The sequence below is a fragment of the Bryocella sp. genome, from assembly GCF_058498515.1.
Genome location: NZ_JBMHYI010000030.1, coordinates 86,973 through 100,881 on the forward strand (window position 1 = coordinate 86,973; position 13,909 = coordinate 100,881).

Here is a 13,909-nt window from a genome sequence, read left to right on the forward strand (position 1 = left end):
TCTCGAAGAGATGTAGGTTCGAGCTAACTAAAATGAGTTTGGGAGATCAGCCAAAAGCGAGTTGGCAGGAACAAAGCGATCCGCGCCGGTGTCTAACTGCCCATGCGCGCCATCCTCATCGTGCTCTTGCTTACTGCGATCCCGCTCGACGCGCAAACCCCGGCGGTAACCCCATCGCCTAAGTCGCTTGAGACGGTCAAACAGCTCTTCCTCGAAGACCAGAACGACCTCCCCGGCCACGGGCCAAGCCGCCCTGCCAGCTTCTACGAGCAGGAATACAACGCTCGAACCGACGTCCGAAAACAAAAGGTCCGTGCCCTCCTTGCGAACGGTGACATCAAGACCGGCGAAGAGTTCTACGATGCCGCATTTATCTTCCAGCACGGAGATGTTGCTGACGATTATCTCTTCGCGCATGTACTGGCTATGGACGCTGTCGTCAAAGGCTACGACATCGCTAAGTGGGTTGCAGCCGCTACTCTCGACCGCTATCTGCAGATGATCCATCAGCCACAGATATTCGGTACGCAATATCCGTTGGACGCGAACAAGCCGCACCAGCCGAGCGACGCGACACCGGCCGGCCGCTTCAAAGGCCGCACCCAGCAGCCCTACAATGATTCCCTGATCTCGGACCCCATAAGAACCGACTTCTGCGTCGCCGGCCGCGACCAGCAGATGCAAGTGCTCGCATTCATGGACACAGGCAAGCGGCCGCCTGGTTCGCTCATGGTGGCCTCGGGGTGTAAGCGGTAGCTGCCGCACCGGTTTCAACCGCGTCAACCATTCTCCGGCCCAGCCGTTGAGGTACCATCCCATCAGAAGGCCTGATCCCTGTAGCAGAGCAAGGACGCGGACCATGCGACGTCGGTCTCTTCTCTCCCTCGCAGTGCTCTCTCCCCTGGCGTTCCTCCAGGGCCGCTTCGGCGTACGTGCCCCGGGTAACTCATCCCGGCGCAACCTCCTACAGGAGACTCTCGACTTAGATCGTCTCGCCACGGAGATACATACTCCCGACGACGCTCGCCGCTTCATTGACCGCATCGCCGATATCTTCTCAGACATCGTGCCCAGCGTCTTCCTCCGCAGCGGTCTGCTCACGAGCATCGCCAACGCGGAGTTCGCGGCCGTGACAAACCCAGCCAGCCTCATTCCGGAGCAGCGCATTGCCCACGCGTGGAACGACTACGTGCTCACGCTGCAAGCGCCTGCGGAGACGCACGTCACCGCGGCGGAGTTCCACAATCTGCGCGATTCGCTCTATATCAACGCACGCTACTTGTGGGCGTATGGCTCGCGGAACTTCTGGGCGATGCCTTCTATCTACGCCACGCTGCCTGGTGGCAGCCTCGCCCCAGGCTGTCGCGCGATCGAGGCGATTCGGCTGCTTTGGGATCTCGGCAACATGCCCAGTAACGTGCAGGGTGCCCGCGACCGGACGCGCCAGGGCGTGCTCGTGTCGGACACCTTCAAGCAGCCCCCGCCCACTCGGTCGATCCGAGCTTCGACGCACGGCACCGTCATCAATGGAGCTGCCATGAGCAATCCCGTCGAAGTCTCAGCCAGGCGCTATGCGAGCACTCACGGAAACGGTGCGTTCCTCTCCGCTGTGACGACGCTCCTCGACCGCACTTTGGCCTAGCTCGCTACGCATCCTTCAGCAACTCCGTCTTGTACTTCGGCGCCAGCGACATCACCTTCTTCAGGAACGCCGCCTGTTCCTCTTCACTCAGCTTGGGTGGTGGCGTCGTCCGAGTTGCCACCGGCACTCCCACCAGCGCGAAGAATTCGTCCTGCCCTGCGGGAGAGCAGATACATAACAGCCGCGTCGCGTTGGCAGACGAGTTATGAAACTGGTGCGGCGCGTTCGCGGGAATGTTGATCGTATCTCCTGCCCTCACCCTCGTCTTCTTCCCGCGGAACGTCGCTTCCATCTCGCCCTCGAGAAGAATGAACGTCTCTTCAAAGTCATGCCGATGCGGCGGAGGCCCTCCACCCGGTGGGATGTGCATGTCGATCACGCAGAACCGCCCCGCCGTGTCCGCACCGCTCACGGTGATGGTATAGGTATCGCCTACGAGGCCGATGTGCGGCAGGCCAGTATCTTCGTTGGCGTGGGAGACCGTCAAAGCACGATGAAGGTCATCGGCAGGAAGGGCAGCATGCGGGGGTGTCTGTTCGTCCATGGCGTTTCTCCTGCAAAGAGTCTCGCCGATTCCCGCACATCGCATCCGGCAAAAAATGCCGCAACAGGCAAAGGGAAGGCCTCGTAATTCCACCCTGCAGGAATCAGGGCGTTTTTGTGCCTTCGTTCCGGTGACCTCGACCCGAACTCGTAGTCCATCTCCCGAAAATCTTCCGCTCGAAGACTTTGCGTGAAAAAAGGGGAGGGAGCACCCACCCTCCTCACGTGCTATGCGCCTCGTCTCCGGTCAGTCCCACGTGGTAGTTGAAGACCATCAGCGTCAGGATCCCGAACACCATCGCCATCAGCGCCAACGGGGCGCCGTACGGATATCCTTCCGTCAGCGAAAACCGAATCATGATGATGGACACCACGAACGCTGCATTGCGAAAGACATTCTCATACTGTGCCGAGACAACCAGCGAGAGGATCAGGATCAGCACATCCGTAAAGATCATCACCGTGAACAGGTCGTCGTAGAACGTCGTCGCCGGCGCCATCGCGGTATAAGTGGATTGCATTCTATGCCAGACGGCAGCAAAGAATAACCAGAGGTTGTAAGTCGCCATGCCCAGCAGAAGTGCCGTAAGACCCGCGGCAATCACCTTCTTCTGCGCGATGAATCGAGCTCTCTCTGGCGTGGCCGCCGGCGTCTGTCTTCGCCGCTGCGCCACGTTCTGAAACACGGCCACCAGCAGGTACATCAGAAATCCCGCACCCATGTCCAGGAACATCGGCAGCGTCTCCAGAGTCACCCGGTGCGCCGAAACCATGTTTCCCATCTTCGCGATATCCCGAAAGACATCGCGAATGTAGATCAGCGACACGATCTCGAACTGGTTCGCGATCGATCGCGTTGTCGATTCCGGCAGCGCCGCAATCAACGTCAGGACCTCATAGAAGAGGATGAAGTTGAAGGGTGTCGAAATCGCAGTCAGGTAGTTGGTTCCTACCCCGGCAATCCATTGCGGCGCCGGTACCGCCGACCGCACCCAGCAGATCAGCGCCAGGTGAATGAGGAAGCCCGCGATGCTCAGCCGGATGACGAATTGTCGCAGCCTGGCCTTGTTCGCCTCGGTGAAGACCCCGTCGTGCGCTGCCTCCAGCCGATGCCACACGCGCAACCACGCGCTATCCGTGCTATCGTTCAGTGCGCGCTGTGCATTTGCCATAGTCGATCTTCCGGGAGCCGGAAGATCATGACGTTAGCATGGCCACTCGTCCCGCGCCTGTGACCCAAAGCACAGCCTGTACCAGCCTCGTGTAGTCGAGTGATCATCCAACACCCGCTTATGCCGGTGAACCGGCCTTTCGCCCCCGCAGCAACGCAAAGCCCAGCAGCAACATCAGTCCGCCAACCAGCCCGTACAGGGGCAGCCGCGTTCCCGTTGCTGGCAGGTCCTCCAGCTTTGCCACCAGCAGCACACCGCTCAGCGGAGGTGTGGCCGGAGCCGTTGATGGCTCCTCGCCCTCACGCGCAGGGGTAATCACCGTCGCCTCCAGCATCGTGCCGCTGGAAAGGTCGCTGAGCCCTACTGTCTTGCCGTCCACGCTGAACTTTGTTCCCAGCGGAACGATCACGTTCAACGCTCCCTCTGGGGACGAGATCGTCAGAAGATTGGGCGGTGTCGCCGAGAACACCTTCGTCTTCACCACCGCGATGCTCGCCACCACCTGCGGGTCGGTGCCCGTATCTACCACAGCGGTAAGCTTGTCGCCCGGCTTCAGCTGCTCCAGCGTCGCGGGCTTGCCACTGTCTGTAAATCCGTATCCCGCCGGTACCGCATAGTTCAACAGCTTGCCGCTCGCCGCCTTGATTACCAGATCGTTGCCGCCGACGTAGACCACGGTCGAGCTGGGTCCCGAGGTGGCGGCAAACGAGGGTATGGCTACAGCTGCAAGCAGCATGGTCGCGAGTCTGAGGTGGATCGTCATAGTCGAGTCAATCTCCTGAAGAATTCGAAGCTGGCAGAAGCGAGGCTTGGACGATGTAACGCTGCGGAGCGGCTCCCAAAAAATAAAACGGGTAGCACGTCACGAGCGTCAGGTTGGAGTCGGTGGTTGGCTTAAGTACGCTCGTGTCCTGGGGAAAGACGATCGAGATCCTGCGCACCACGTAGCGTTGCGTGCTCGTGTGCCCCTGCACCTCAATCACGTCGCCAACGGAGGTATCCTTCAGTGCACGGAAGAACCCGTCGCGGTGTCCGGCGATGACCACATTCCCCGGCTCGCCGGGAAGCGCTGTTCCGGGAAGGTGTCCTACCCCACGATTCAGCGTCAGGGCATCGGTGCCTTCCAGCACAGGGACCTCGATCCCGAGCCGCGGCACCGACAAGACTGCCTCCGGCGCGGCGAACCTCAACCGCAACGCATGCTCGTGGGCCTGAAGCCGCGATTTATTCCAGAGGATGGTGCTCGAGCGCGCCGCACGGAACTGCGCCACTCCCGCCCGCGCCATCGCCGCTCCATAGAGCGTCGGCACAACATACATTCCGAGCAGCATCCCACCTACCGCAATCAGGGACACTCCGATCCTGCGCCGCGACGTCATCGGGACTGCTCCGGAAAGCTGGAATTGGGTGGACGTCTCCAGAATAATCGCGCTCTGCCGATTCGAACAACTGCACGGGGCCACAGAGCTCCCGCCCTGCGCTAGGCGCGCCCCTCGATGACCTTCTTGTACTCGAAGTACATGCTCGTTCTCCAGGCCACGATCATCCCGAACGCCAGGATGAAGAACAGTCCTGCCGTCTGCTCCACCGAGATGTACTTCCCGATGTAGCCCCTCGCGAAGTACCGGATCGCCGCCAGGAAGATCACGACCCCGAAGAAGACCTTCGACCGCCGCACCATCACCGTGTCGCCCTCCAGCACCAGGCGCGACGTGCGGATGAGCGGAATGGAGAGCACGAGGGCTCCGACGAGGAACGCCTCCAGTGCCCACAAGGGGTGCACCCGGAACGGCGGAGCGAGGAACATGCAGAAGCCAGTGGACATACCCGCTGGAGGAATCACGATAGCCTTCGGCGTCACCGGCCGGCGACCCTCCCGCAGCCGCCACAGCATCACGCCACAGAAACCCAGCACCGCACCAACAATCGACGTACCCGGAGCAAAGATCATCTCTTCCAGAGTACCGGCACCCAGCCGGTCGCGTGTGATCCAAGTTACTTCGCCAGCAACTCCTCGAACACAAAGTACAGAAAATCCTTTAGAGGAACATCGCTTTTATCGGCCTGCGAGCGCAGCAGCGCGCCCTCCCAGCTGTTCAGCATGAAGCCCGCCAGCGCATCCGACTTCGTGGACTTCGACAGATCGCCTTTGTCGACGGCCTCCCGGACCACGCCGGCAACCGCAGCCTGCCAGCCTGCGAAGCTCTTGCTCATGCAACCCTGCAGCAGAGGGCTCGCGCCGGCGACCTCCAGGCTGAGGCTGCCGAGAAGACAACCCTGGATCGGCGCCGCGGGCCCGGCAGATTGGATGAGCTCCTCGAAGTACCTCCGGAGCCGCTTCAGTGGGGCCTGGCGCGCGTTGCCCAGCACCTTCTGGGCATGTTCATTCGCAAGGACGTAGTAGCGGTTGGCCACTGCCGCTGCGAACTCCTCCTTGCTGCCGAAGTGGTGATAGAACGACCCCTTTGGCACCTCGGCGGCCTGCAGAATCTCCTGCAGCCCGGTGGCGCCGTAGCCATGGCGGCGCATCAGATCCAGTCCCACCGTGATGAGATGTTCGCGGGTCGTTGATCTCGCGGCCGTCGCGACCGCTTCTGTCTTCGCGGGGCTCTTGCCGTGTGTCTTTGGGGTGTTGTCCGTAGCCGCGGTGGTCATGGTGTGCTCCTTCTTCGGTCCCAGAACGTACGCCCCCGCACCGCAGTGCGAGGGCAACGTTCCTATCGTACGGTTGCGTGTCGAGCCTTTGCTGGTGCTTACTTCTGTGCTCCGACTCCATAGCGTGCCGCAGGCTCACGGCGCGAGAGGTTCGGAGCCAGTGCGAGACGAGCCTTCTCGTACGCTTCAAAGTCCGCAGCATTGGGCAGCGCGGGGATGGTGACGAACTCGCCCTGATCGAGACCGGCTAGCGAAGCGTCCACCATGTCCTCGGTGGTCATGACCCACTCGGCCGGAAGGCTATGCACCGGCACGCCGGCGTTGCCCCACAGCGGGGTGGCGGTTGCGCCGGGCAGCACCACCTGCACCGTCACGCCAGTACCTGCGAGCTCGTTCTTCAGGGACGTCGAGAAGTTCTGCACATAGGCCTTGGTGCCGCTGTAGGTGCCATTCAGCAGCTCAGGCGCAAGAGCCACAACAGAGCCGATGTTGATGATGAGTCCCTTGCCGCGTGCGGTGAAAGCAGTGGCTGCGGCGTGCGCGAGCCGCGTGAGAGCGGTGACATTGAGGGTAATCATCTGGTCGAGATAGTCGGGGTCGGATTCGAGAAGCTTGTTCGCCGCAGCGATGCCGGCATTGTTCACCAGCGCGGTGATGGAGAGGTCGGTGGCGAGACGCTCGACGACGCGCTTCACATCGGAAAGCTGGACGAGGTCGGCCTGCAGTACCTCGACCTTGCGGCCGGTAACGGACTTGATCTGCGCGCCGACCTCGTTGAGGCCCTTCTCGCTGCGTGCGACGAGGATGAGGTCGTAGCCGCGCTTGGCGAGGCGGTCGGCGTAGACGGCGCCGATTCCGGTGGAGGCGCCGGTGACGAGGGCTGTTCCCTTGGTGGACGACGAGGACGGTGTGGACATGAGAGGTCTCCTTTTCGTAGGCCGCCCTCGATTGGAGGAGCTCCAGGGCGGCACATTTCATACGATTAGACCAGTCGGTCTATAGATTCAGAAAATACTCTCCCTTGGTGCGCTGGGTCAGAAGCCAGGTTCCTCCAGCGCTCCCGGCGCTTGATGCACGGCGGTCCCCATCCGAGTGACGATCGCCCCGGCCACCAGCAACACCGCCGCTGCCGTCGCCTTCGCAGGGATGGGGATGTGCAACATCAGGCTCGTGGTGATCAGCGAAAGCCACGGGATCAAGTCCGCGAAGAGGCTTAGCAGCACCACATTGCCACGACGCATGCCCGCGTCCCAAGTCAGGTACGCGACGAAAAGAAGGAAGCAGTAGCCCAGGAGCAGTGCAGCTAACTTCGGCGTGAAGTTCGACCACGCCGTACTTCCCGGCAGGAACGAGAGCGCGAGGGTCATGCCAAGTGTTGCCTGGAAGAGCGGCAGCACGCTCGCGCCGCCCGTCTGGGCTCCGGACTGTCGCGAGAGCGCCGAGTACATGCCCCATAAGATCGCACCGACGAAGGCCAGCAGGTACGCCATGCCGTCCCTCCGCGTAGCAAAGAGGTCTGCGGCCGACACGCCCGGCCCAAGCACCTCGAGGCCGATGCTGGCGAGGACGAGGAAAGATCCCGCAGCCACGCTCCACCATCGCGTGACGGAGACGACCGACAGGAGCACCGAGCAAAGAATGATGGCCGTGGGCCACAGGTAGTTCAGCAGGATCACGAACGGCATATGCCGCCGCTGCACCAGCACCAGCGCGCCTGCAAGCGAGCCTTCATGCAGCACGAAGCAGAGCCACCGCGCGTAGAGCCTCCAGTTGCGAAAGATGCCGCCATCGGGCAGAGGTTCGCGCAGGAGGAAGTGACGCATCGCGCCAAAGATCGCCATCGCGGTGAACGCGAAGCCCAGGAACGCCGCAACTCCGACCGCATCTTCTACGGACTTGGCGATCGGCAGGGCGCAACCCCAGACGAGCACGGAGAAGCCACCGGTCAGCGTGGGATCAAGTTTCAGTCGAGCCATGCGGTAGGGCCAGTCTACGTCGTACCCATCCCACAAACGGCGAACGGCTCACCTGCAACCATCGTGGTTGCGGATGAGCCGTTTGCCGATCTTGCTGTCTCGTTACTTCTTCAGGTCGAAGCGATCAGAGTTCATGATCTTCGTCCACGCTGCAATGAACGCGTTGACGAAGGTCTTCTCCGCATCGCCGCTGGCGTAAACCTCGGCGAGGGCGCGCAGCTGCGAGTTGGAGCCGAAGATCAGGTCGACGACCGTAGCCGTCCACTTGATCTCGCCCGTCTTGCGGTCCTTGCCTTCGAGCACGTTCTCATCGGCGGTCGAGCGCTCCCACTTCGTGCTCATGTCGAGCAGGTTCACGAAGAAGTCCGTGCTTAGCGTCTCAGGCCGCGTGGTGAAGACACCATGCTTGGTGCCGCCGAAGTTAGTGCCCAGGGTACGCAGGCCGCCGATCAGCACGGTCAGCTCGGGCGCAGTCAGGTTCAGCAGCTGCGCCTTATCGATCAGCAGTTCCGGAGAGTACTTCTCCAGTCCCTTGTGGACGTAGTTGCGGAAGCCATCGGCGATGGGCTGCAGAACCTTGAAGGATTCGATGTCGGTCTGCTCCTGGGTCGCGTCGGTGCGGCCCGGCGCAAAGGGAACCTTCACGTCGTGGCCTGCCTTCTTCGCCGCTGCCTCAACACCTGCATTGCCCGCGAGGACGATGAGATCGGCCAGCGAGATCTTCTTGCCGCCGGTCGCGCTCGCGTTGAACTCCTTCTGGATGTCCTCCAGCTTGCCGATGACCTTGGCGAGCTCGAAGGGCTGGTTGACCTCCCAGGTGTTCTGCGGAGCCAGACGGATGCGAGCACCATTCGCGCCGCCGCGGCGATCGCTGCCGCGGAAGCTGAAGGCCGAAGCCCACGCCGTCGTGACGAACTGCGAGATGGTGAGGCCAGAGGCAAGGATCTTCGCCTTCAGGGCTTCGACATCCGCGTCATCGACCAGAGCGTGATCCACGGCAGGAACAGGATCCTGCCAGAGCAGCTCTTCCTTCGGCACCAGTGGTCCAAGGTAGCGATCGATCGGACCCAGGTCGCGGTGGGTGAGCTTGTACCAGGCGCGTGCGAAGGATTCGGCGAACCTGTCGGGGTGGGCGAGGAAGTAGCGGGTGATCTTCTCGTAGGCAGGGTCCACGCGCAGCGCGATGTCGGAGGTCAACATGCGGGGCTCGCGTTTCTTGCTCGGGTCGAAAGCGTCGGGGATGGTGCCCTCGCCGCCGCCGTCCTTGGGCTTCCACTGGTTTGCGCCGGAAGGGCTCTTGGTCAGCTCCCACTCGTACTTGTAGAGGTTCTCGAGGAACTCCATACCGAACTTGGTCGGAGTCGAGGTCCAGGTAACTTCAATGCCGCTGGTGATGGCATCGGGACCGCTGCCGGACTTGTACGTGCTGATCCAGCCCAGGCCCTGCTGTTCGATTGGTCCAGCTTCGGGCTCCTTGCCTACCTGGTCCACCGGGCCGGCGCCGTGCGTTTTGCCGAAGCTGTGTCCGCCGGCGATCAGCGCGACGGTCTCTTCGTCGTTCATCGCCATGCGGCCGAAGGTCTCACGGATATCGCGTGCCGAGCCTAGCGGATCGGGATTGGCGTTGGGGCCTTCGGGGTTCACATAGATGAGGCCCATCTGCACGGCCGCGAGCGGGTTGGCGAGGTCGCGGTCGCCGCGATAGCGCTCATCACCGAGCCAGACCTTCTCCGGGCCCCAGTACACATCGTCCGGCTCCCACGTATCGATGCGTCCGCCGGCAAAGCCGAAGGTCTTGAAGCCCATGGACTCGAGTGCGACGTTGCCGGTAAGCACGATGAGGTCAGCCCAGGATAGCTTCTTGCCGTACTTCTGCTTGATGGGCCAGATCAGGCGGCGGGCCTTGTCGAGGTTCGCGTTGTCGGGCCAGCTATTCAGCGGAGCGAAGCGCTGTGCGCCACGGCTGGCGCCGCCGCGACCATCGTAGGTGCGATACGTGCCGGCCGAGTGCCAGGCCATGCGAATGAAGAACGGACCATAGTGGCCGAAGTCCGCGGGCCACCAGTCCTGCGAGTTGGTCATGACCGCGTGGAGGTCCTTGATGACCGCATCGAGATCGAGGGTCTTGAACTCCTCGGCATAGTCGAAGTCCGCATCCATCGGGTTCGAGAGCTGTGAGTGCGAGTGCAGGATGGAGAGATTGAGCTGCTCGGGCCACCAGTCCCGATTGTGCGATGTGCCCCCGTTGACGTGGTCAACGGTGCCCGTGCCTTGATCTGTGCCTGTGGCGCCCGTAACCGGGCACTTCGATTCGTCGGACATGTGTCTCCTCTTGTCAGCGGGGCTTACCCCAGCATCGTCAGTATAGGAGTCCTGCCGACCCGGGAGGATTCGATTGCCTAATGATTTCGATAGGTTTTGACAATGCGTGTATTCCGGAAGCCCGAACGTCATGCGGAGGTGCGCGGCACGTTCGCCCACACCCTGCGCTCGAGCGGCTCGGGATCGTTGACTACGCTGCACTTGGCGTCGAGCGTCATCGTCGCCCGCTGGTCGAGCGTGTACGCCGGCCACGCGGGCTGCCCCTTGGCTGCGGGCTTGCCCGTGCGGGCGAAGGTCGCCCACATCTCGCTCATATTGTGTGCGGTCATCGGCGAAGCCGGGCCAGGGCCGATGGCCTTCATCAGGTAGGCCTGCAGCTCCGTCTTCGGCTTGCCATCGCCCGGCGGGAGCAAATTGTCGAAGCGGAAGGCGACATCCCAGGAGTGATACGCGCCGCGCTTGTGCTGCGTGCCGGGCACGAGCTCATCACAACCATGGGTGTAGACGTACATGTACGTCGGCGCGCCGTGCTGTGCCACCTTGCGCTCGGCCAGCGTGATCGAGTCGGTGCGGAAGCGCTCTGCAGTGACGATGGCGATGTACAAGTCGGTTGGCGAGTCTTCCGGTCGGCTGTGGCGATAGGCCTCGCAAATCGCCGTGGCGTGTTCGCCATGGGCTTTTGTCAGGCGTTCGCGTAGCGTGGCTTCCGTGAGCTGATAGGCCTCGGGATCTTTGCCGAGGAAGAAGTTCGCTTCGTCATGGCATGTGCCGACGATCAGCGGCTTGTCCTTCGCGAAAGCCGGCGCGGCGGGATCGAACGGATGGTGCGGCAGCTCGCCGCCCAGCACAGGCCAGAAGTTGAGGCGGTCGGCTGTGGCATTCGGCAGGGCTGTGACGGCGAGTTGGGCCTTGAGCAGATCGGCTGCAGGCAGCTCGAGCAGCTTGCGCCAGTCGTTCGCGCTTAGGCCGAGCTGCTGCAGCACGGCGCGAGTGGTGGCTTCGGCGCGATCGCGCGGAAGGCCGTGCAGCATCGGCCCGCTCTCGATGGAGGCCTTGTGGAACAGCGTGGCAGCGGAGGGCATCGCGAGCAGGCTGGAGACCTTCCAACCGCCTCCGCTCTCGCCGAAGATCGTCACGTTGCCCGAGTCCCCGCCGAACCGCGCGATGTTATACCGCACCCAGCGCAGGCCGTCGCGGAGGTCCGAGAGCTGCGCTGTGCCGGAGCTCGCATATTCCTCGCCGCCCAGTTCGCCGAGATAGAGATACCCCAGCAGACCGAGGCGATGGTTGGTCTCGACGACCACCACGTCGTACTCGCGGGCAAGGTTCGCGCCATCCTGGAAGAACGCACCGGCTGAGCCAGTCACCAGGCCGCCGCCGTGGCAGTAGAACATCACGGGGCGCTTGCGATGGTCGCAGGCTGGAGTCCAGACATTGAGGACGAGGCACTCTTCCGCGGGCTCGGGCTCGTCGATGCCATAGAGCCCGCCTGGAGGCTGGATCGACGGCGGCCCTAGCTTCATCGCATCGCGCACGCCAGTCCACGGCTGCAGTGGCGGAGCAGGCTTGAAGCGGTTGGCCCCGGAGACGGAGCCGGCATAGGGAACGCCCTTGAAGGCGAGGACGCCGTTCTCGCGCAGGCCGCGGATGCGACCATATTTTGTATCCGCAACGGTGGTTTCGGCGACTGCAGAAGAAGCAGTCTGCGCGAGACTTTGCAGGGAGGGCAGCAGGGCAGCGCCTGCGAGTGAGGCCACGCCGCGCCGAAGCAGGCCGCGACGAGTGAAGCGAGACGAACCCAGCCGGGGGGCATGGGGCATGGTGATCCTCGGTCTCCGCGCGTAACGTCAGCGTCGAAGCTGACTCCAGACTATCGGATCGCGATGCGAGGTGCATGACAGCGAGGTTGATGCCGCGACGAGCTCGAATTAGTCCGCACGCCTCAACTCGTAGAACGGATGCAGGATGCCGTCCACTCCCCAAGGTTCTTCATGGGTAAAGCGGAAGCCAAGCCGCTCGATGAGCTGCTGCGAGTTGGCGTGTCCCGGGCCATGTCCGGCCGTCAGGGCTTTGGCGTGAAGCGTGTCGAAGCCGTAGTCGATGACCGCGCGGGCGGCCTCTTCGCCGATGCGCTGGCTCCACAACCGTGGATGCACATGGACGCCGACTTCGAGCACGGTCATGCTGTCATGGAAGGGACGCAGGCCACAGACGCCGGCAAAGCCACGATCCTCAAGCAGTTCCATCGGCCAGTAGCAGAAGCCGAGGCGCTCCTGCCGCCTCATCTCGAGTTCGAAGCGAGCCAGCACCTGAGCCTCGTTCATAGTGCCTCCCATGAAGCGCATGACGCCGGGATCGCTCCACAGCTCGCGCGCGAGCGGAAGGTCGTCAACGGTCCAGGGCCGGAAGCCCAGCCGTTGCGTTGTCAGGAAGTATGAGGAGTTAGCCAGCGTGCCCTCCGTCGATGTACGCGGAAGCGTTGGTGCAGATGTCCCAGGCAGGTTCAGGTGCGGTGGCGAGCCCGAGCGCAGCGTTACCTGGCGAATTTCCCGGGCTGCAGCACGCGGGCGAGCACGCCATGGGCATGGCCCAGCGCGGCTTCGGCTTCGCGCTTGGGCAGGCGGAGTCGACCCATCACGATGGCAGTCTTCACGTCGTGGCCGCTCTCGGTCAGAAGCTCGGCGGCCTTCTCGAGCGAGACCTCAGCGGCTTCGGCGATGATGCGGTGGGCGCGGTCGATCAGCTTGGCGTTGGTCGGGCGCAGGTTCACCATCAGGTTGCCGTAGGTGGCCCCGGTGCGGATCATGACGCCGCCAGAAAGCATGTTGAGCACCATCTTGGTGGCGGTGCCGGCCTTGAGGCGTGTCGAGCCGGAGACGACCTCGGGCCCAACGACGGGGGTGATGGCGAGGTCGGCTGCCATGGCCACCTCCGAATGCGGAACGCAGCTCAGTCCGATGGTGAAGCAGCCCATCATCTTGGCATAGTTCATCGCGCCCAGAACATAGGGCGTCCGTCCGCTGGCGGCAATGCCCACGAGCACGTCCGGCCGATGTTCTTTCGCAAAGCCGGCGCGCCCAAGGTCGCGGGCGCCGTCTTCGGGGGAATCTTCGCTCTGCTCGCTGGAAAGCCGCAGGGCTGCATCGCCGCCGGCGATGATGCCCTGCACCAGCTCCGCGGAGACATTGAAGGTCGGCGGACACTCGCTGGCGTCCAGCACGCCGAGGCGTCCGCTGGTGCCGGCGCCGATGTAAAACAGTCGACCGCCCTTCTCGAAGCGCGCGGTGATCTCGTCCACGGCCTTGGCGATGAAGGGGAGCTCGTGGCGCACGGCATGTGCGACCTTGGCATCCTCATCGTTCATCAGCTCCAGCATCTGGAGCGTCGGCACCTCATCGAGGTGCATGGTCGCGGGATTGCGCGACTCCGTTACCAGCTTGGAGAGATCGACATTAGCGGGAGCAGCCATAACCTATCCATCATATCGGCTTAGCCGGGGCTGAAGGTGAGCGTATCCGGCGGATTAACGCGAAGTCATTTCCGTCCGAGTCCGCGTTTCCCCCTTGGCGGGAGGCTGCGACCCGTGATGTACTGCGCTC

At 62.8% G+C, this 13,909-nt stretch carries 14 protein-coding genes; 2 read left to right on the top strand and 12 right to left on the bottom strand.

Annotated elements, in window-relative coordinates; all coding sequences use genetic code 11:
- The first annotated feature begins 102 nt into the window (after nucleotides 1-102).
- Entirely contained in the window at nucleotides 103-756 is a 654-nt protein-coding gene (locus AC5E6W_RS08975; RefSeq protein WP_491751943.1) for a hypothetical protein, read from the top strand.
- Nucleotides 757-859: 103 nt separating this feature from the next.
- Nucleotides 860-1,642 (top strand): hypothetical protein, encoded by a 783-nt coding sequence (locus AC5E6W_RS08980; RefSeq protein ID WP_491751944.1) that lies wholly within the window; start codon nucleotides 860-862, stop codon nucleotides 1,640-1,642.
- A 4-nt stretch (nucleotides 1,643-1,646) separates the two neighbouring features.
- On the opposite strand, the gene AC5E6W_RS08985 is transcribed toward AC5E6W_RS08980, so the two are convergent.
- The 12 genes from AC5E6W_RS08985 to murQ all read right to left on the bottom strand — a co-directional run bounded on the left by AC5E6W_RS08985 (nucleotide 1,647) and on the right by murQ (nucleotide 13,779).
- Nucleotides 1,647-2,186: a cupin domain-containing protein gene (locus AC5E6W_RS08985; protein WP_491751945.1), complete on the bottom strand. Its 540-nt coding sequence runs from the start codon at nucleotides 2,184-2,186 to the stop codon at nucleotides 1,647-1,649.
- Nucleotides 2,187-2,406: 220 nt separating this feature from the next.
- Nucleotides 2,407-3,357, bottom strand: a complete 951-nt coding sequence (locus AC5E6W_RS08990; protein WP_491751946.1) for a hypothetical protein — start codon at nucleotides 3,355-3,357, stop codon at nucleotides 2,407-2,409.
- A gap of 118 nt (nucleotides 3,358-3,475) precedes the next feature.
- The gene (locus tag AC5E6W_RS08995; protein WP_491751947.1) at nucleotides 3,476-4,120 is read right to left on the bottom strand and encodes an LPXTG cell wall anchor domain-containing protein; all 645 of its coding nucleotides are present in this window, start codon (nucleotides 4,118-4,120) and stop codon (nucleotides 3,476-3,478) included.
- A 7-nt stretch (nucleotides 4,121-4,127) separates the two neighbouring features.
- On the bottom strand, nucleotides 4,128-4,712 hold the full coding sequence (gene srtD, locus AC5E6W_RS09000) for a class D sortase, LPxTATN-specific (RefSeq protein WP_491751948.1): 585 nt from the start codon (nucleotides 4,710-4,712) through the stop codon (nucleotides 4,128-4,130).
- A gap of 125 nt (nucleotides 4,713-4,837) precedes the next feature.
- On the bottom strand, nucleotides 4,838-5,308 hold the full coding sequence (locus tag AC5E6W_RS09005; protein WP_491751949.1) for a CcdC family protein: 471 nt from the start codon (nucleotides 5,306-5,308) through the stop codon (nucleotides 4,838-4,840).
- Nucleotides 5,309-5,352: 44 nt separating this feature from the next.
- Nucleotides 5,353-6,069, bottom strand: a complete 717-nt coding sequence (locus tag AC5E6W_RS09010) for a TetR/AcrR family transcriptional regulator (protein WP_491751950.1) — start codon at nucleotides 6,067-6,069, stop codon at nucleotides 5,353-5,355.
- 41 nt (nucleotides 6,070-6,110) lie between these two features.
- Nucleotides 6,111-6,929, bottom strand: coding sequence for an SDR family NAD(P)-dependent oxidoreductase (locus AC5E6W_RS09015; RefSeq protein ID WP_491751951.1), 819 nt, complete (start codon nucleotides 6,927-6,929; stop codon nucleotides 6,111-6,113).
- A 117-nt stretch (nucleotides 6,930-7,046) separates the two neighbouring features.
- A complete protein-coding gene (locus AC5E6W_RS09020; protein WP_491751952.1) occupies nucleotides 7,047-7,988 on the bottom strand; it encodes an EamA family transporter in 942 nt (313 codons plus the stop codon).
- Nucleotides 7,989-8,090: 102 nt separating this feature from the next.
- Nucleotides 8,091-10,310, bottom strand: coding sequence for a catalase/peroxidase HPI (gene katG, locus AC5E6W_RS09025; RefSeq protein ID WP_491751953.1), 2,220 nt, complete (start codon nucleotides 10,308-10,310; stop codon nucleotides 8,091-8,093).
- Between the two features lie 128 nt (nucleotides 10,311-10,438).
- Nucleotides 10,439-12,130 (bottom strand): carboxylesterase/lipase family protein, encoded by a 1,692-nt coding sequence (locus tag AC5E6W_RS09030; protein ID WP_491751954.1) that lies wholly within the window; start codon nucleotides 12,128-12,130, stop codon nucleotides 10,439-10,441.
- A gap of 108 nt (nucleotides 12,131-12,238) precedes the next feature.
- Nucleotides 12,239-12,856, bottom strand: a complete 618-nt coding sequence (locus AC5E6W_RS09035) for a GNAT family N-acetyltransferase (protein ID WP_491752024.1) — start codon at nucleotides 12,854-12,856, stop codon at nucleotides 12,239-12,241.
- Nucleotides 12,844-13,779, bottom strand: coding sequence for an N-acetylmuramic acid 6-phosphate etherase (gene murQ, locus AC5E6W_RS09040; protein WP_491751955.1), 936 nt, complete (start codon nucleotides 13,777-13,779; stop codon nucleotides 12,844-12,846). Before murQ ends, AC5E6W_RS09035 begins: the two co-directional genes overlap by 13 nt.
- Between the last annotated feature and the right edge of the window lie 130 nt (nucleotides 13,780-13,909).

Bases quoted from the DNA above. Each gene is read 5' to 3' on its own strand.
- AC5E6W_RS08975 (WP_491751943.1), top strand. From the start codon at position 103: ATGCGCGCCATCCTCATCGTGCTCTTGCTTACTGCGATCCCGCTCGAC.
- AC5E6W_RS08980 (WP_491751944.1), top strand. From the start codon at position 860: ATGCGACGTCGGTCTCTTCTCTCCCTCGCAGTGCTCTCTCCCCTGGCG.
- AC5E6W_RS08985 (WP_491751945.1), bottom strand. From the start codon at position 2,186: ATGGACGAACAGACACCCCCGCATGCTGCCCTTCCTGCCGATGACCTT.
- AC5E6W_RS08990 (WP_491751946.1), bottom strand. From the start codon at position 3,357: ATGGCAAATGCACAGCGCGCACTGAACGATAGCACGGATAGCGCGTGG.
- AC5E6W_RS08995 (WP_491751947.1), bottom strand. From the start codon at position 4,120: ATGACGATCCACCTCAGACTCGCGACCATGCTGCTTGCAGCTGTAGCC.
- AC5E6W_RS09005 (WP_491751949.1), bottom strand. From the start codon at position 5,308: ATGATCTTTGCTCCGGGTACGTCGATTGTTGGTGCGGTGCTGGGTTTC.
- AC5E6W_RS09015 (WP_491751951.1), bottom strand. From the start codon at position 6,929: ATGTCCACACCGTCCTCGTCGTCCACCAAGGGAACAGCCCTCGTCACC.
- AC5E6W_RS09020 (WP_491751952.1), bottom strand. From the start codon at position 7,988: ATGGCTCGACTGAAACTTGATCCCACGCTGACCGGTGGCTTCTCCGTG.
- katG (WP_491751953.1), bottom strand. From the start codon at position 10,310: ATGTCCGACGAATCGAAGTGCCCGGTTACGGGCGCCACAGGCACAGAT.
- AC5E6W_RS09030 (WP_491751954.1), bottom strand. From the start codon at position 12,130: ATGCCCCATGCCCCCCGGCTGGGTTCGTCTCGCTTCACTCGTCGCGGC.
- murQ (WP_491751955.1), bottom strand. From the start codon at position 13,779: ATGGCTGCTCCCGCTAATGTCGATCTCTCCAAGCTGGTAACGGAGTCG.